At 34.0% G+C, this 18,524-nt stretch carries 15 protein-coding genes; 8 read left to right on the forward strand and 7 right to left on the reverse strand.

Annotated elements, in window-relative coordinates; translation table 11 throughout:
- Positions 1-70: 70 nt before the first annotated feature.
- The 3 genes from IEV10_RS07330 to IEV10_RS07340 form a co-directional block, all read right to left on the reverse strand.
- Positions 71-1,345 carry an adenylosuccinate synthase gene (locus IEV10_RS07330; RefSeq protein WP_188374025.1) on the reverse strand — a complete coding sequence of 425 codons (1,275 nt, stop codon included), beginning with the start codon at positions 1,343-1,345 and terminating at the stop codon, positions 71-73.
- Positions 1,346-1,354: 9 nt separating this feature from the next.
- Positions 1,355-1,810 (reverse strand): Fur family transcriptional regulator, encoded by a 456-nt coding sequence (locus IEV10_RS07335; protein WP_188374026.1) that lies wholly within the window; start codon positions 1,808-1,810, stop codon positions 1,355-1,357.
- 111 nt (positions 1,811-1,921) lie between these two features.
- Positions 1,922-4,129: a RelA/SpoT family protein gene (locus tag IEV10_RS07340; protein ID WP_188374027.1), complete on the reverse strand. Its 2,208-nt coding sequence runs from the start codon at positions 4,127-4,129 to the stop codon at positions 1,922-1,924.
- Positions 4,130-4,407: 278 nt separating this feature from the next.
- Between IEV10_RS07340 and IEV10_RS07345 the strand changes: the two genes are divergently transcribed.
- The 4 genes from IEV10_RS07345 to IEV10_RS07360 are packed head-to-tail and all read left to right on the forward strand — an operon-like array spanning position 4,408 to position 12,997.
- Entirely contained in the window at positions 4,408-7,803 is a 3,396-nt protein-coding gene (locus IEV10_RS07345; RefSeq protein WP_188374028.1) for an RHS repeat domain-containing protein, read from the forward strand.
- Positions 7,804-7,821: 18 nt separating this feature from the next.
- Positions 7,822-8,247 carry a hypothetical protein gene (locus tag IEV10_RS07350; RefSeq protein WP_188374029.1) on the forward strand — a complete coding sequence of 142 codons (426 nt, stop codon included), beginning with the start codon at positions 7,822-7,824 and terminating at the stop codon, positions 8,245-8,247.
- Positions 8,248-8,258: 11 nt separating this feature from the next.
- Positions 8,259-12,200: a DUF6443 domain-containing protein gene (locus tag IEV10_RS07355; RefSeq protein ID WP_188374030.1), complete on the forward strand. Its 3,942-nt coding sequence runs from the start codon at positions 8,259-8,261 to the stop codon at positions 12,198-12,200.
- Between the two features lie 8 nt (positions 12,201-12,208).
- Positions 12,209-12,997, forward strand: a complete 789-nt coding sequence (locus tag IEV10_RS07360) for a hypothetical protein (protein ID WP_188374031.1) — start codon at positions 12,209-12,211, stop codon at positions 12,995-12,997.
- 41 nt (positions 12,998-13,038) lie between these two features.
- On the opposite strand, the gene IEV10_RS07365 is transcribed toward IEV10_RS07360, so the two are convergent.
- Positions 13,039-13,845 (reverse strand): tetratricopeptide repeat protein, encoded by an 807-nt coding sequence (locus IEV10_RS07365; protein ID WP_188374032.1) that lies wholly within the window; start codon positions 13,843-13,845, stop codon positions 13,039-13,041.
- 209 nt (positions 13,846-14,054) lie between these two features.
- Here IEV10_RS07365 and IEV10_RS07370 point away from each other — a divergent pair, with 209 nt between their 5' ends.
- Positions 14,055-14,807 (forward strand): tetratricopeptide repeat protein, encoded by a 753-nt coding sequence (locus tag IEV10_RS07370; RefSeq protein WP_188374033.1) that lies wholly within the window; start codon positions 14,055-14,057, stop codon positions 14,805-14,807.
- 138 nt (positions 14,808-14,945) lie between these two features.
- On the opposite strand, the gene IEV10_RS07375 is transcribed toward IEV10_RS07370, so the two are convergent.
- Genes IEV10_RS07375 through recF form a run of 3 tightly spaced genes read right to left on the reverse strand, consistent with a single transcriptional unit; the run spans position 14,946 to position 16,743 of the window.
- Complete coding sequence (locus IEV10_RS07375) at positions 14,946-15,242, reverse strand: DciA family protein (protein ID WP_188374034.1); 297 nt, start codon at positions 15,240-15,242, stop codon at positions 14,946-14,948.
- Between the two features lie 2 nt (positions 15,243-15,244).
- Positions 15,245-15,667 (reverse strand): lipocalin family protein, encoded by a 423-nt coding sequence (locus IEV10_RS07380; RefSeq protein WP_188374035.1) that lies wholly within the window; start codon positions 15,665-15,667, stop codon positions 15,245-15,247.
- Positions 15,664-16,743 (reverse strand): DNA replication/repair protein RecF, encoded by a 1,080-nt coding sequence (recF, locus tag IEV10_RS07385; RefSeq protein WP_188374036.1) that lies wholly within the window; start codon positions 16,741-16,743, stop codon positions 15,664-15,666. The genes IEV10_RS07380 and recF overlap by 4 nt, the downstream gene beginning before the upstream one ends.
- Positions 16,744-16,881: 138 nt before the next feature.
- Here recF and IEV10_RS07390 point away from each other — a divergent pair, with 138 nt between their 5' ends.
- The 3 genes from IEV10_RS07390 (at position 16,882) to IEV10_RS07400 (ending at position 18,521) form a co-directional block, all read left to right on the forward strand.
- A complete protein-coding gene (locus tag IEV10_RS07390; protein ID WP_188374037.1) occupies positions 16,882-17,646 on the forward strand; it encodes a tetratricopeptide repeat protein in 765 nt (254 codons plus the stop codon).
- Positions 17,647-17,648: 2 nt separating this feature from the next.
- A complete protein-coding gene (ribH, locus tag IEV10_RS07395; protein ID WP_188374038.1) occupies positions 17,649-18,161 on the forward strand; it encodes a 6,7-dimethyl-8-ribityllumazine synthase in 513 nt (170 codons plus the stop codon).
- A 144-nt stretch (positions 18,162-18,305) separates the two neighbouring features.
- Positions 18,306-18,521, forward strand: coding sequence for a hypothetical protein (locus tag IEV10_RS07400; protein WP_188374039.1), 216 nt, complete (start codon positions 18,306-18,308; stop codon positions 18,519-18,521).
- Positions 18,522-18,524: the final 3 nt, after the last annotated feature.

Raw genomic sequence — 18,524 nt, forward strand, 5'->3', positions numbered from 1 at the left:
GTAACCGTTATACTTTTGCTTTAGTATCGATTAACAGTTTTTTTAACAGCAATAATGCAAAGTTTATGCCTTATTTCCTGCGAATTGTCTGCTTTCTATCTGGTCCAACTGAAACTACAGTAATAGGGATGTTTAATTCTTTTTCTAAAAATTCTACATAGCCGTTTAATGCTTCTGGTAATTGTGAAGCTTCTGTCATTCCTGTTAAATCAGCATCCCAACCTTTAATTTCAGTATAAACTGGGGTTACATTCTGGTCTTCAATATTGTAAGGTAAATGTGTGATTTCTTCACCTTTATACTTGTATGCTGTACATACTTTTAAAGTTTTAAAACCAGAAAGTACATCGCCTTTCATCATAATTAACTCGGTAACGCCATTGACTTGACAAGCATAGCGTAAGGCTACCAAATCTAACCAGCCACAACGTCTTGGGCGACCTGTGGTAGCGCCAAACTCATGACCAACACGTCCCATAGTTTCCCCGTCTTTATCAAATAACTCTGTTGGAAATGGGCCAGAACCAACACGTGTTGTATAGGCTTTAAAAATACCATAAACTTTACCAATTTGGTTTGGCGCCACACCCAAACCTGTACATGCACCTGCTGCAGTAGTATTAGATGAGGTCACAAAAGGATACGTTCCAAAATCAATATCTAATAAAGAGCCTTGAGCACCTTCAGCTAGAATCGTTTTTTCTGATGCTTGAGCTTGATGTACATATTCTTCGGAGTCAATAAATTTTAAAGACTTTAATGTTTCGATAGCACTAAAAAACTCTGCTTCTAGCTCGTCCAAATCATATTGAATATCTACATTGTAGAAATCAATCATAGCCTGATGCTTATCTGCTAAAGCTCTGTATTTGTTCTTCCAATCCGCTAATTCAATATCTCCAACACGAATACCATTTCTTCCGGTTTTGTCCATATATGTAGGACCAATGCCTTTTAAAGTCGAACCAATTTTAGCTTTTCCTTTAGCAGTTTCACTAGCGGCATCTAATAAGCGATGTGTTGGTAAGATGATATGTGCTTTTCTTGAGATAAGTAAAGATTTTTTATAATTTACATCTTGCTCATCCAACTTGTCTAATTCTTTTTTGAAAATCACAGGGTCGATAACTACGCCATTACCAACTAAATTCACAGTATTGTCGTGAAAAATCCCTGAAGGAATAGTATGTAGTACGTGTTTTCGGTTATTAAAAACAAGTGTATGACCAGCATTTGGTCCACCTTGAAAACGTGCAATAATATCGTATTTTGAGGTGAGTACATCGACAATTTTTCCTTTGCCTTCGTCACCCCATTGTAAACCTAGTAGTAAATCTACTGCCATTATAAAAAATTAGTTAGTGTTGTTTTTTCTGTTGCCATAGAAATAAAGTGAGTGGTTATTGATTTCGATATCAAATACTTCTTCTATGGTTTTTTTTATGGATTGAATACGTGGGTCACAAAATTCTATAACCTCACCAGTATCTGTTAAAATAACATGATCGTGTTGCTTGTCAAAGTATGACTTTTCGTAATGTGCTTGATTCTGTCCAAACTGGTGCTTACGAACAAGAGCACATTCTAATAGCAACTCAATCGTATTGTAAAGCGTAGCACGACTGACACGATAGTTTTTGTTTTTCATTTTGATATAAAGGGACTCAATGTCAAAATGCTCTTCACTATCATATATCTCTTGAAGGATGGCATAACGCTCAGGCGTTTTTCTATGGCCGTTTTCTTCTAAGAACTGAGTAAAAACGCGTTTTACAATCTCTTGACTAGTTTCTTCTTTTTTTGCATTCATAATAAGGTGTAAATTTAAACAAATTTGTACTATTTGAACGCTAAAGTTTAACTAAAAAGTAAAAGAAATCAACAAGTTTTCAAGGGGTGTAAAGTTATTGAAATTTGATAGTTACACTCTTGTAACTTTGTCAATACCATTGATTTTTTTAAGATTTTCAATCAGCTTTTTAAGCATGGTTTTGTTTTTAACAACAACTGTAATTTTTCCTGAGAAAATCCCGTCATCGCTAGAAAAATTTAGACTTTTCATATTGACATGCATGTTGGCTGAAATGACTTTTGTAATATCATTTACCAAGCCTAAATCATCTAAGCCAGAGAGTACAATCTGCGAAGTATATTCTTGCTGTGACGAATCAATCCATCTAGCTGACATAATTCTGTAGGCGTAATTGGACTGAAGACTCACTGCATTTGGGCAATTCTTTTTATGAACCTTAATGCCATCGTTAATGGTTAAAAAACCAAAAACTTTATCTCCAGGGATTGGTGTACAACACTTAGCTAATGTGTAGTCAAGTTTTTCTTCTTCTTTACCAAAAACAAGCATATCGTACTTAGAAGTAATCTCATCTTTGTCAATATCTTTTGGAATGTCTGGCTTTCGTATTTTATTTTTTATGTAACTCACAAAGGCATTACTGCGAGATGCGGCATAACCTTTAAGCATTGTATTATCTATTGTTCCGAGACCAACACGATAAAATAAATCCAATGAAGTATTGAGCTTAAAATGATTTACAAGCTCATTAACCGACTTTTCATTAAGCGTAATTTTTAATTGTTTTAGCTTTCTGCGCAAAATTTCCTTGCCTTCTTCTGCCATTTCTTTTTTGTCAGCATTGAGATAAGATTTAATTTTACTTCTGGCTCTAGCCGTAGTGGAGTAGTCCAACCAATTACTATTAGGTTTTGAATTTTCAGAAGTCAGAATTTCTACACGATCACCACTTTTAAGCTCGTAACTTAGCGGTACTAATTTTCCATTGACTTTGGCACCTCGAGTTTTCATTCCAACTTCAGTATGAATGCTAAATGCAAAGTCTAATGGTGTAGCACCTTTTGGCAATGATTTTAAATCACCTTTTGGCGAAAAAACAAAAATCTCTTTAGAATATAAATTAAGCTTAAACTGTTCTACAAAATCTACAGCATCTGTTTCGTTACTTTGCAAGGTTTCTTGAAGACGGTTTATCCAAAGATCAAGGCTGTCTTCTTTTTCGTTTTGGTTTTTGTACTTGTAGTGCGCAGCATAGCCTTTTTCTGCTATTTCATTCATACGTTCACTTCGAATTTGTACTTCTACCCAGCGACTTTTAGGACCAACTACGGTAATATGCAAGGCTTCGTAACCTGTTGATTTTGGGGATGAAATCCAATCACGCAACCTGATTGGGTTTGGTGTGAAATGATCGGTTACAATTGAATAGATTTTCCAAGCTAGAAATTTTTCATTTGGAATATCTGATTTGTATATAATTCTTACCGCAAATTTATCGTAAACTTCATCAAAAGAGACGCCTTGTTTTACCATTTTACGACGTATGCTAAAGATGGATTTTGGACGTCCTTTAATCTCGTATTCAAGGCCCTCTTTATCTAAGGAATCTTTTATGACTTTAGAGAAATCTTTTATGTAGGCAGATTGCTCTTCTTTACTGTCTTCAATTTTACTTAAGATATCATTGTATATTTCTGGCTGGGTATATTTTAAGCCCAGGTCTTCAAGCTCAGTTTTAATGTTATAGAGTCCAATACGATGGGCAAGAGGTGCGTAAATGTATAGTGTCTCAGATGCGATTTTTACTTGCTTATCATCTCGCATAGAATCCATGGTTTGCATATTATGCAAACGGTCAGCAATTTTTATGATAATAACTCGGACATCTTCATTTAAGGTCAATAACATTTTCCTAAAATTCTCTGCCTGTAAAGAGACATCCATATCCTTTTTTAAAGACGAAATTTTAGTTAAGCCATCTACAATACGCGCAACAGTTTCACCAAAAAGACGTTCCATATCAGCGATGGTATAATTAGGATTGTCTTCTACAACATCGTGAAGTAGGGCAGCGGCAATACTTGTTGCGTCTAGACCAATTTCTTGAGCTACTATTTTGGCCACAGCTATTGGATGGAAGATGTAGGCTTCACCTGACTTTCTTCTCTGGTCTTTATGCGCATCAACAGCAACATCAAAAGCATGACGGATTAATTTTTTATCCTCACGACTCAAGGTCTGATAGCTTACTTTAAGTAACTCTTTGTAAGCTTTTGCAATTGCAGCATTTTCTTTTTCAATAGCTTCCTCTGTCATAGAACTAAAGTAAGAAGACCAATTGTAATAAACAATTGTTTTGTAGCTAGAATTCTACTTTAGAGAAATGTCACCTATTTACAGGTTTAATAAGTATATCCATTTATTTAAAAATAGCGAAACTAATGATTTAATTATTAACAGAATTAAGGATTTACCACAGAAATATTAAGGAAAGCCCTCAATGCATTTAAGCCTTTCTCATCTAGTTTTATGAATCATTTAAGTGGATGAAACCGCCTTCCTTATTTGATGTGTAATTATAAAATTTTAAGCAAATGAAAACACTATTAAATCGCTTTTTACAATGGCTTGTATGCATTTTTACTATAAGTTTAAATGCTCAAGAGCTCCCAGAAGTAATGCCAGCCTCGCCCACTGTATCCAATTTGATGCAGTTTGAAGAAATCCCAGTAAGTCATTACACTGGGCAACCTAACATTTCTATTCCACTACATTCAAAATCTCTGAATGGTGATTTAGATTTTAATATGGCTTTAAGCTATAATACCCAAGGTATCAAAATAAACAATTATTCTAGTTGGACAGGTACAGGGTGGAACTTGATTGCAGGTGGGTCAATTTCAAGAACAGTTCGAGATGTCCCAGATGATTTGCTGATAAACTCAAATGGTTATTCTGGGATAAAAACTGGTGTCTTTCATTTAGATGAGTATTGGAATTATAATAATCTCACACCAATAGAAAAAGAAGAATTTAATTATAAAGCAGTAGGGACAAGTCTAAATAAATATGATTCAGACGTTGATTTGTATCAATTTAACTTTATGGGCATTACAGGACGATTTGTTATTGTAAAAGAGAATCATGTTTTTGTTCCAAAATTAATTTCTCAGGGTCAAGCTTTAGATATTGAGTTTACTATGGATAATTCCACTAAAGAAATCAGTGCTTTTACCATAAGAGACACAAAGGGTTACATCTATGAATTTAATACCGTTGAGCGGTCTTCATCGGAAACTGCTTTTGGGTCTAAAGCTCAGGGTACAGATACTACTTACGATATTACTTTGGATAACTTACCTGAAATCATTCAGATAAACTCTGCCTGGCATATTAGCTCCATTAAGACTCCTAATGGTATTACACTTGCAAGCTTTGCTTACGCAGATCGATATGAGAACTATACGGTTTCAGTAACCCATACTATAAATAGAGTCACTTCATTATTAGGTAATACAAGTTTCTCGTTAAGTGATTTAGGAGAGCCTTGTACAAGTGCTAAATTAAAGCCTTTCGGTACATTATCATGGCTATATAATACGTCATGGACTAAGAAACTATCCAGTGTAACTTTTAAAGATGGGACTTCAGTTGAACTTATTTCTGATAACACGCACCCAGAAACAGGAGGTGGTAAGCTTAATACCGTGCATATTAAAAATGCTAATAACGCAATTAATAAAAGCTACAGCCTAACTTATGAGACAACAGTAGATAACAGTTTGACATCTCCACGTAGTAGACTATGGCTAACCAAACTCACAGAAACAGCAGGTAGTACGAATCATGACTATATCTTAGACTACAATAGTAAAGAAAACTTGCCTGGATTTAATTCCAATGATCAAGATAATTGGGGCTATTATAGTGGTATTGATTTTGCTTCCGTAAATTGTAATGGAGCAACCCCAACCACATATTCAGATGATATTATAAAAACAGGTTTGCTCTCCTCAATCACATATCCATCAGGAGGAGTTAAATCATTTGATTTTGAGCATCATACCTATTCATATGAAGGTAACCAAGCTATTGGTCTTGATGATTATATTGTTAATCCACGAAATTCCAGTTTGCAATCTCAATTCACAGATGATTTTATTTATAATCATACGGGTACATCTGCGCCTACTGTACCTATAGACACTTTTACAATAGGCTTTACACAAGATATTTATATATCCTCGTGGGTAACTGCTACACCAAGTCAATATCTGCAAGATCATAGAATAATGATCTACCAGGGAACGCCTCAACAGAGTTTTGCCGTACTTGAGTTAGATATACAATGTCAAGTCGTAAAAAATCTTCCACCAGGCACGTACACTATGGCACTTACCCCATGGGACAATATTAATTTTGCGACATACCAGATAGCAGGAGATTATAGAGTAACTTATTTAGAACAATCCCTTCAGCCAAGAGAAGAAATGATTGGTGGTGGTGTACGGATAAAGTCTGTAAGCTTTAAAGACACACCTAATACTACTGCTAAAACCACAAACTATTATTACGAAGATGAGCAGAATAACCTGAAATCCTCAGGTGTCATTGACGCAGAGCTTGATCGCTTAACACGTAATTATACTTTATCTCAAAACTATGTCAACTTAGAAAATGGTGATGGTTATGTGACTTACGATGTTATGGAGCGCGGTAATAGAGCACAACTAAGTCAAGGGGAATATGTGGGTTATAGATCGGTTAAAGTATCAGAAACAGGAAATGGTTATACTATATACAACCACACATCGGCTTTTGAGTCTCCAAGTCCTGCCAATGTGTTTGATATGCCTAACCCTTATCCAGCACCAAACTTGGATTATAAAAGAGGGTTGTTAACCAAAAAACGTGTGTATCGAGAAGATGGCAATATACTTCAAGAAGTATCACACTATGATGATACCAATACACTTAAATACGACTTTACGGAAAACACACTATTCACTTCTCGGTTAATTTCTAAATCTCAACATTGTCCATGGTTTCCGTTTTACGATTGGTGGACGTCTTACACTACAAATATTCAAGATGGCCAAGTTACAAGCTGTGATCCACCAGGTGAAGGTTCACCAAGCTATCAAGTTTGCGATCCATGGGATTTATTAAACCATGCCACAGTCTTTAAATCTGGCTGGGCACGACCAAAAGAAGTTTATACCACAGACTATTTCTATGATGGTGGAGTTACAAGAACTAAGAAAACCAAACAAGTTTACTCGTACAACATTGAGAACTTTCAAGTAAGTTATGAAGAAGCGTCTTATGATAAAGGTGGGTCCACAGAACGTATATTGACTAAATACTACTACCCAGTTGGTGCTACTTTAAATACTACACCAAGTCATATACGTAGTAAAATGAGAGACCTCAATATGGTTAATACTGTTTTGGAAACTCAAGTTTATAGAAATGAAACACTCCAACACGCCACTCAAGAAAAGATAAATGAGACTCACAATATTTATGATGAGTTCCACACGGATTTGGTAGCTCTAAAAGAAATCAAAGTTGAAAAAGCCAATCAAGGTGCGATATCCCGTATTCAATTTCATGATTATGACACCCATGGAAATATCCTTGATGTAAGTAAAACAGACGGCTCAAGAATAAGCTATCTCTGGGGGCAGAATAGGACCAGACCAATAGCTCAGCTAAGCAATGTCGCTTATAATAGTATTCCAAATTCATATAAGACCGTAAATGGCAACTTTAGCCCATCTCAAGAAAGTGCACTTAGGGGTTTATTTCCCGATGCTATGATTTCTGTATTTAATTACGATCCGTTAAAAGGTGTCATTAGTACATCTGATGATAAAGGTTATATCATGACCTACGAGTACGATGACTTTAATAGACTCAAACGTGTTAAAGATGCCGACGGTAATATTGTTGGGGAGAACACGTATCACTACATCAATGAGTATTAATATAAAAGCATAACAACAATGAAAACGATATATATCTTATTAGTGAGTCTATATCTACTTACTAATACTCAAACAGTCTTAGTGCAAAGTAACAGCATGCCAGATTTCACGATTCAGTGTAGTCAATCTACTATCAATGGTGATGCTGTAAATGTCAGTTCTACATTTTCAAAAACGGGAAATACCATCACATGGACACAAACTACTAACACAAATAGTATGACCGCTCAATTTGCTATTGTTGAGACATCGGGCTCATGGGATAGCGCAACGTCTAATGGTGATATCAGTTTTGTGGTGACATCGAATGATTATTCAGAAACTATAAGGATTATAGGAGATAGTGATGATTTGTCCTTAACCATGAATGAAAATACTACTGATGCATCAAGCACATCAGCAAGTGAGATTTTGTTTAACATCAGTAGTATTAGCTACCAATAAAACCAGAAATTATGACTTACAATTTTATACATACAGTAAACTTAAAGCGTCATCTTATCTGTGTTTTATTTTTGGCGTTTACAACTGTAGGCCTATCACAGTCTATCAACGGACCAACATCGGTGACGCCTAATAGCACGCATACCTATAGCTACAATGATGGCTTTTTGTACAGAACGTTTTGGTCTGTATCTGGAGGTGGTACAGTGGTATCACAATGGACTGACCCTGCAACTTTGACCTATTATGCACAAATAACATGGACTACAGGTCCTACGCAACAAGTTATTTTTGAACGTAGAGGACAAGCTGTTTTGAATCTAAATGTTACTATTGGGACTAATAGTGGCGGTGGAGGCACTCCTGTCAATACTAATATTTCTAACGAAAATTATGTACATACCATTGCGCCTTTAGTAGCTACTACTAATGTGGCTACTTTAGACAATTTGGAGAAAATAGAATCGGTAACCTATTATGACGGTTTAGGGCGTGCCAAGCAATCTAATGCCATACGAGCAGGTGGGAACTATGAGGATATTGTCACTCATGTTGAGTACGATCAATATGGCAGGGCACAAAAAGAGTTTCTGCCTTATGCACAAAGTAATAATGGTGGAGCAATAGTATCTAATGCATTAAGTGCTACACAATCGTTTTACAATACAACAAAGTATGAGAATACAACCAACCCATTTACAGAAAATGATTTTGAAGCCTCACCATTGAATCGTGTGCTTAAGTTAGCTGCACCTGGTAACGATTGGGCTATGGGTAGTGATCATGAAGTAGAAACCAGTTATCTAACTAACGCTAACAATGAAGTTAAGCGCTACGAAGTCACTTTAGCCTATGATCCTGTAAATGATATCTACAATACACAATTAGATGACAATGGCTTTTATAACGAAGGACAGGTGTTTAAAACCATCGTCAAAGATGAAAACCATATAGCAAGTACAAATAGTAAAAATCATACGGTAGAAGAATTTAAAGATACGGAAGGTCGAGTTATACTAAAACGAATATACAGCGATTCTGATCTTAATAATGATGGAAGCATTACAACTAATGAAGCAGAATTAAAACACGATACGTATTATGTTTATGATGATCATGGAAACTTGACGTATGTCTTACCACCAAAAATAGACACCAGTTCGAGTATTACAACGCCCATAATGGACGGTTTAGGCTACCAATACAAATACGATAAACGTAATCGACTAGTCGAGAAGAAACTACCAGGTAAAGGTTGGGAGTCTGTTGTGTATAACAAATTAGATCAACCAATACTTAGTCAAGACGCGCGATTAGATGGACTTAATCAGTGGTTATTTACCAAATATGATGCTTTTGGACGTGTGGCTTATACAGGCATTATGGATCGTAATATATCACGTAGTGATTTGCAAGCTGAGGCAGATACCGCTTCAACACAGTACGTCAATAAAATGAGTTCTTCAACAACTATTGCAGGAACAACCATTTTTTATAATAATGGGGCTTATCCAACAAATAACATCTTAGAGTTACATACTATTAACTATTATGACAACTATGGTTTTGATATACCTACAGGACTCACCTTACCTGCATCTGTAGATGGGCAAGCGGTGATTAATTACAACAATGCCTCAAATACACAACGATTAACTAAGAGTTTAGCAACAGGAAGTAAAGTGCGAGTTTTAGATGTATCTCCTGCACAGTGGATAACTACGGTGACGGGTTATGACCTTAAGGGTCGACCAATCATTATAAAAAGTAATAATCCCTATTTACAAACCACAGATGTTGTTGAATCTACCTTAGATTTTACAGGAAATGTTACCACATCTACAACTGTACATAGCAAAACCAATCAATCAACGATAACTACTGTAGATAGTTTTGTCTATGATCATATGAACCGTTTAAAAAACCATGAACAAACCATAGATAGTCAACCTGCTGAAGTTATTGTAGAGAATATTTATGATGAGCTGGGGCAATTAGAATCCAAAGGTGTTGGTGGCGGTGTTGGAGCACAGCGTTTACAAGATGTAAATTACACTTATAATGTAAGAGGTTGGTTATTAGGTATTAATAACGAAAACCGCAATAATGCTACCATTACTCTTGGGAGTGGTGATTTGTTTGGTTTCCAGATTAATTATAACAATGCATCTGGTAGTAACGTTACTCCATTATACAATGGTAACGTAAGCCAGACCTTATGGACCAGTACATCTGTAAACCCAGGAAGTAACCCTATAAGTAGTATGTATAGCTATACTTATGATGCACTCAACCGATTAATTGGAGCTACAGATAACACCGGAAATTATAATGTATCAGGTATTACCTATGATAAAAATGGAAACATTATGAGTTTAAAGCGCATTGGACAACGTGTAGACAATAGCTCTAATTTTGGAACTATAGATGACCTAGTCTATACGTATTATGATGATAGTAACCGTCTTAAAGCTGTAGAAGATGGAAGTGGTACAGGCTTTGATAAAGGCTTTAACAATGGGGAAATAGCAACCAATGAATATTTTTATGACGCCAACGGTAATCTAGTAAAAGACTTAAATAAAAATATAGAAACCGTAATTGGTGGTAATGGTATATTATACAACCATCTTAACTTACCAACAGATGTATTTTTAGGTGTAGGGAGTATTACCTATATTTACGATGCTACAGGTATTAAATTAAAAAAGATAGTATCTGGAGGTCCAAATCCAAAAACGGTGACTTACGCTGGTAATTACATATACGAAACCCAAACCAGTGGTGGTGAGATGCTTAAATACTTTTCACAACCAGAAGGCTTTGTAGAAAAAAATGGTTCTAATTACGAGTATGTATACCAGTACGCAGACCATGTAGGTAATATACGTCTTAACTATAAAAATGTAGGCACTGCATCTAGTATTAACCTGCAAATACAAGAAGAAAATAATTACTATCCATTTGGCTTAAAACATAAAGGGTATAATGGGTTTGTAGTAAGCGACCACCCATATGGTTTTGGTGGCAAAGAAGAGCAAGATGATGGTTTAAGCCTTGGTTGGATAGATATTACGGCTCGTAATTATGATGCAGCTTTGGGGCGTTGGATGAATATTGACCCTTTGGCTGAGCAAATGAGGCGCCATAGTCCGTATAACTATGCTTTTAATAATCCGATTTATTTTATGGATCCAGATGGTATGATGCCTGTTGGAGGTACCGAGATATCAAAGTTAGATAGTGGAGACTTTGAGCAAGTGGTTAATCTAGGCTACGGAAGAACAGCTAAAGCCAGTCAAGTTTCTGGGGCTGTTGATAGCTACTCTATGGATTTTACATTAAGCAAAAGTGGTGAAGCAAAAGTTGAAAATAATATAAAAATACTCCAAGCTATTTTTAATAATGAGTTAGAGAAAGCTTACGGAAAAGACAATCTTGATAATTCTTTGCCAGCAACGAAAAAGACTTTGATTGATATGAAAGATAACGTTCCAACACTAACCAAAATGTTTGATAATTTTGATAAAAACATAAACTTTGATATCATAAATACAGATACATCTACAAAAGCTATCACTTATGCTGTAGGTACGCAAAGATATGGAGGTGGTGATTATGCTCATCCTGATACATATACAGAAATAGGAATAAACTTTGATTTAAGTGCTTTCAATACAGTAAAAGGTTTGGCTCAAACAATGTTTCATGAATTCATTCATGCTCAAGATATGATGAGCGGTGGTTATCATAATAGCTACTTAGCTAACGGAGGTTCTTTAAATTATGATTTCAGAGGTAGTAGAAGTGATAATAGAGCGGCAAGAATTACTTGGGCTTTAGGGGAAATAAGAGCTTACGAAAAAGCTAACATTCAGACTGGTGCAAGAATGGACAACTCCATAGATTATCTTAAAGCTTTGAACCTTCGTAAGGTACATTTAGGATATTAAATATGAAAATGATAAAGACCAAATTTATTGTATTACTTGCGAGCTGTTTAATAGTTAGTTGTAATTCTGAAGAAATAGAAGTAGAATTAGTTGACAAAAAGCTGTTTTATTCTGCAATTTTCAATAAACCTAAAGGAAAAGAGTTAACTCGTATAGATACTATACAGAGTGTTTATTCAAGATATTTAAGTGAGACTGATTGGAAAAAGTCATTAAATGAAATTGAGTTTAAGATTAAAAATAAAACTGAAAACAAAATTTTCCTAGTCAATAGGAAAACAATTATTAATCAAGCATATAAGGATGAACTCGATACCTATTCCGAAAAGTTCGACTCTGATATTTATTTTGAAGTTAAAGATTCATTAGGAAGAAAATTGAGTTGGACAGGCTCATTACATTGGATTAATAATGGAACTATTCCTCATAATGACATCAAAAAATATAAGGAGCAATTTCAAAAATTAAATTCTGCAATTGAAAATACCATTTATAATAATTTTGATGACGAAAAAAGACTTAAAAATTTTGAGATATTGAACCCAGGTGAGACTATAACCATTAAAGCTAATCTAAGTTTACCAATTCCTATAGACTATAATAATATTCTTGATTATAACACGGCTCTACCAATGTATAAAAATAATATCTACAGATTGAGACTCCATTATCTAGTTAATAAGAAGGATATTGAAAACAGTTTGCCAAAACATATTTTGGATAGTTTAAAAAGAGAAAATATTATTATTAGAGATATTCAGTTTAGCTCAAAAGAAATACAAGTCTCCCCTAATTAAAAAATGGGAATAAAATATTGTATTATAAAAACACAATTATTCTAAAATACCAGAAGTAATCTTATATCTTCTGGTATTTTATTTTTATCTACTATTTTATTGTAAACTCTTTTAGCCTTTCGTCTCATGATTTTATCTTCTTTTACTTCAGAAGTTTTTAGCAAACACAGAGAATAATAAATCTTATAATTTTCGTTGTCTTTAAAAGAAGAACTTTTCTCAAGATATTCCAATCCCGCTAAGTAATTTCCATTTAATGTTAATAGAGTTCCTTTAAGGAAAAATAAGTCTTCGTTTATTTTTAGTCCTAATTCATTATATCTTTTTATTGCTATATTTAAGTTTTCTAAACCTTCTTCCAAATCTTTAAATATAGTAGAAGTCAAAGCCAATCCATAGTAGCCTTCTGGGCTTTCGGGAAAATATTTAATAGTCTCTATATACTTCTTCCTAGCTAGCTGGAAACCTTCATTATTCCCAAACTTCATAGCTTCAGCAGCTAAATTTATTTTAAATTCAATAGACTTATTATTAGATAAACTGTCAGCCATGTAATAACAAACAGTTGCATATTCATCATTCATCAATCTCAAACTGTAACCTGCAAAAAACATAGCATCGCAAAATGTAGAATCTGCTTTATAAGCATTTAGAAAAACTTCAGAAGTTTTTTTTAAATATTTTTTTTCTAATGATTTATTTAAATTGAGCGTTTTGATACCAATATTAAAAAGTCTTAAAGCCTCTGGACTTTTTGACTCACAGTATAACCTCTTTCCTTCTAAATAATTTTGAGCCAAAAACAACCATGGACATAAAATAAAAAATGCAAGAATGACTTTTTTCATTTTTTTAATTTTGACTAATATACAAATCAATGGAAAATAATAGTACTAACTAGTTAATGAATTAATTTATAGGCATAACAATTAAATAAACGCTCGTAATAATACGGGCGTTTTTTAATTATAAATGTTATCATTATCTTAGAAAGATAAACGTAAAACATTTAAACTCATGGGGGAATTCAAAACCAAACTTATTATAAAAATTGTTCATGATTAAATTAAATTATACCAATAATAGTTGTAAAATTTCTACTCAAAATAATTTGATGAAATATTTTATTCTTTTTTTGTTTTTAATCACCATCCCTATTAATGCTCAAGAGGTTGAGATAAAATTCTCTAAGGAATTGTGCAAATGTTTTGACAAGAACTATGATGCTAATGATTTAGATTTAGATATAATTAAAGAATGTTTTATATCTGCTTATGAAGAAATCAAAGATGATGTTAATGATATGTTCTTAAAAAAAGTTGATTCATCTGACATAAATAATGATAAAGCCTATTTAATGGGTTCAGATTATGCAGGAAAATTAATGGAGAATATTCACAAAAGTATAATTAATGACTGTGACAGTTATTATAAATTCTCAATAAATCTTTTTGAAGAAATGCATACGAATTTAGTCAAACATAGTCATCAAAAAAATCTTGACTCGCTAACAAATCAAATAAGCAAAGATCCTAATAATGCTTTTAAGCTTATTGAGAGAGGGTTAATCTATTTAGGAAAAGGAGATATTAATAATTCAAAAGAGGATTTAGAAAAATCCTTAGAATTAAACTCAACAGTTCCTAGGGTTTATTTATACTTAGCCATGGTTTATGATTTAGAAGGGAATTCAGATAAATCGATAAGATTATTGCAAGATTCCATATACAAAAATATAGATTTTCAAAATGCGGGTTACTTAATTATAATGTATCATGCTATGTTAAAGAGAAAGGTTAGGGAGAAATGAATTGGGCAGTTAGGATGATGTTCTTCAAAAATAGGACAGATTAAAACTCTGGAAATTTAGAAATAATAACTTGTCCCTATAAGGGAATTGATATAGAAAACGCCCGTAATTAACGGGCGTTTTTTGTATTTAAAAGTATTACCTAAGCATCAAAGATTTAATCACCTCTTTACCAATAGCATCGTTAAGCATGGCAATAATTTTTTCTTTACCATAACTTAATTCTTCTCGCAACACACTAGAGCTTAATTGTACATATAGTGTGTCGTGTTTGAGCTCTATAGCAGTGGTATAATTATTAACGCCATTACCCATAAGTTTTGCCCAAGCTTCGCGCACATTAACCTTGTCTAAACCACTTTGTAGATTGTTAGTGACCACAAACTCTTTGAGGACGTCTTCTATAGATTGATTATCGTTATTGCGTTTTGCCATGTTTATTCTAAATCCAATTCAATAGGTTGATAGCGTTTGTAAAGATAGATGGTTGCTCTGTCATTAATAACCTTAAGACTATTCTCATCTGCGCTTAAAACCGTTTCTTTCCAACTCGCGTAAGGTGTTTTGTAATAAAAATTTAAGCTATCGTTTTCAATTTTTACAGTAATGCCTTCAGCATCTTTTGAGGTCACGTATTTGGAGTTAAAACCTGGTTTCAGCTTTTTTCTAAAGCCTTGTAAGCTGTCATTAATCCTAATATAATCTATGGTGTCGTTGTACTTGTATTCCTTTTTATTGCCATCAGTAAAAACCACTTCTTCAATTTCCCAATAGCCATTAACATGTTCTAAAATAGATTCTGGATTCTGAGCGCAAGACATTAAAAATGCAAAAACTGATAAAACTAAATAACGTCTCATAACTTTATAATTTTATACGATTGGTGTATCTGTTTGACAACATTTTCTGTACGCTCTGCATGGGTGTCGCTAATAAATATTTGTCCAAAATGGGCGTCATCTACCATGCTTATGATTTGTGCCACACGATTTTCGTCTAATTTATCAAAAATATCATCTAAAAGTAGAATAGGCGGCACACCACTTTGCTGCTTTATAAAATCGAACTGTGCTAATTTTAATGCAATTAAAAAGGATTTTTGCTGGCCTTGGCTACCAAATTTTTTAATTGGGTAGTCATCAATTTTAAATAATAAATCATCTTTATGTATGCCCACACTGGTGTATTGTATTGCACGGTCTTTGGCGAGATTGCTTTGTAGTAATTCTGCCAGGTCAGATTCAAACAAATCACTTTTGTAGACCAAATTTACAGTTTCATGACTATTACTTATGGTGGCATACCGTTCTTTAAAAATGGGGATAAACGTCTCTAGAAAAGCCACTCTCTTTTTAAAAACAGGTTGTCCAAAGGTTTTTAATTGCTCGTTATAGACGTCTAAAGTATCTGCATTGTAGGTGTTATTGGCCGCAAAATATTTTAATAAAGCATTACGTTGGGATAAGACTTTGTTGTATTTAATTAAGTCTGCTAAATAAGCTTTATCACTTTGCGAGATAACGCTGTCTACAAACTTGCGACGCACATCACTACCTTCGGAGATTAAATCGCGATCTGCAGGAGAAATGATGACGAGTGGAATAAAGCCAATATGCTCACTAAATTTTTCGTAGGCTTTGCCGTTACGTTTAATGACTTTTTTCTGTCCTTTTTTAAGAGAAACTATAATTTTTTCGTCACGCTCATTCTTCTCAAATTGCCCATCAACAACAAAAAATTCTTCACCATGTCTGATGTTTTGCGTCGCTACAGGGTTAAAATAACTTTTACCAAAGGCCAAATGATAAATGGCATCTAAAGCATTTGTTTTTCCGATACCGTTTGATCCCACAAAACAGTTAATTTTAGTATCAAAATCGAAAGTAGAACTTTCAAAATTCTTGTAATTGACTAAAGAGAGTCGGTTTAGAAACATAAAATTTGTTGTAAGCGTAGTATTTAAAAGCTTTAGCTTAAGATGTAAAGCGGCTGCAAATTATTGAAAAATAACAAATAAATAGGCTTTTATTTACCAATAAAAATTTTATTTTTGCCCTCGCACAAATACGAAGTCATGGCAACATATAAGAAAAGAGGATACAAACCAAAAACCAAGAAAGAAAAGGTTGAGGAAATAGAACAAGATTCAACAACAGCTGAGGTATTTAATACCTTAGATGAGTCTGCTTCCAAAACTGAAGAATGGGTGATTAAAAACCAAAACATTATCTATGGAATCGTTGGTGTTGTAGCTGTAGTGATTTTAGCATACATGGGTTATAATAAGTTTATCGCTGAGCCAAATGCTAAAGATGCAATGAATGAGATGTCTAAAGCGCAGAGTTATTTTGATGAAGCTATTAACGCTACAGATAAAGATTCGTTATTTACATTATCATTAGAAGGTGGCGAAGGAAAATATGGGATGCTAGATATTATAGAAGAGTATGGCAGTACGCCAGCAGGAAACCTTGCTAACTATTATGCAGGTATGGCTTACCTTAACATGAAAAAATACGATGAGGCCATAAAGCACTTAAGTGATTTCTCAAGTGATGACCTTATCTTATCTGCGATTTCTAAAGGTGGTATTGGCGATGCTTTTGTACAGTTAAACCAATCTAAGGATGGTTTAGAGTATTATGAAAAAGCGATTAAGGTTAATGCAAACGATTATACAACACCGTTGTACTTAAAGAAAGCTGCAATTGTGGCTATGGATTTAGGCGAATATCAAAAAGCATTAGATTATTTGAATCGAGTGAAAACAGAGTTTTCAAAATCTAATGAGGCTAAAGACATTGATGTACTTATAGGAAAAGCATCAGCAAGCTTATAGATATGGCTACTGAAAATAAAAATTTATCTAACTACGATAAAGCTACAATCCCAAACGCGAAAGACTTTCGGTTTGGGATTGTTGTTTCAGAATGGAATGACACCATTACTGAAGGGCTTTATAAAGGCGCTCTTGAAGCACTTAAAGATTGCGGTGCTTTAGATAAACATATTACACGTTGGAATGTCCCTGGGAGTTACGAATTGATCTATGGATGCAAAAAAATGCAACACCAAAATGTAGATGTCGTTATTGCTATTGGTTCTGTTATACAAGGCGAGACCAAGCATTTTGATTTTGTTTGCGATGGTGTTACTCAAGGCATTAAGGATTTGAATGTTATTAGTGATGTTCCTGTTATTTTCTGCGTACTCACAGATAATAATATGCAGCAATCTATTGACCGCTCGGGAGGCAAACATGGCAATAAAGGGACTGAAGCCGCCATAGCCGCTATAAAAATGGCACAACTACGCAAAGATTCCAACGGATTGGGAATGCGTATTGGGTATTAATAATTTAGAATTCTTGTAAATTCCATTTCTGTCAGCTAATCTTCTTTTGGCAGGCTTTTTGTTAACAATTTTTAGGAGTTGCAATCATCAATTTGCTTGTATTTTAAGTATTTTTGATACTAATCACAGTAACTCTAGACAAGTTTGTTTAAACAACGAAAGAATAGAAAGTTTAACTATAAGCCACGGTTTCAAAATTCTGAAGAACTTAAAGAGGAAAAAAATTTTGAAACCAAATGGGAAGAAGTTAGGCGAGATTCAAAGCGCAGAGGTCGAGTTTTTTCTACTTTGCCAGTAATGTTTGTTATGTTAATAGCTGTCATTGTACTAATGTATATTCTTAATGGATATATGAAATAAGAA

It is taken from the genome of Winogradskyella haliclonae, from assembly GCF_014635865.1.
In the GTDB taxonomy this organism is placed as follows: domain Bacteria; phylum Bacteroidota; class Bacteroidia; order Flavobacteriales; family Flavobacteriaceae; genus Winogradskyella; species Winogradskyella haliclonae.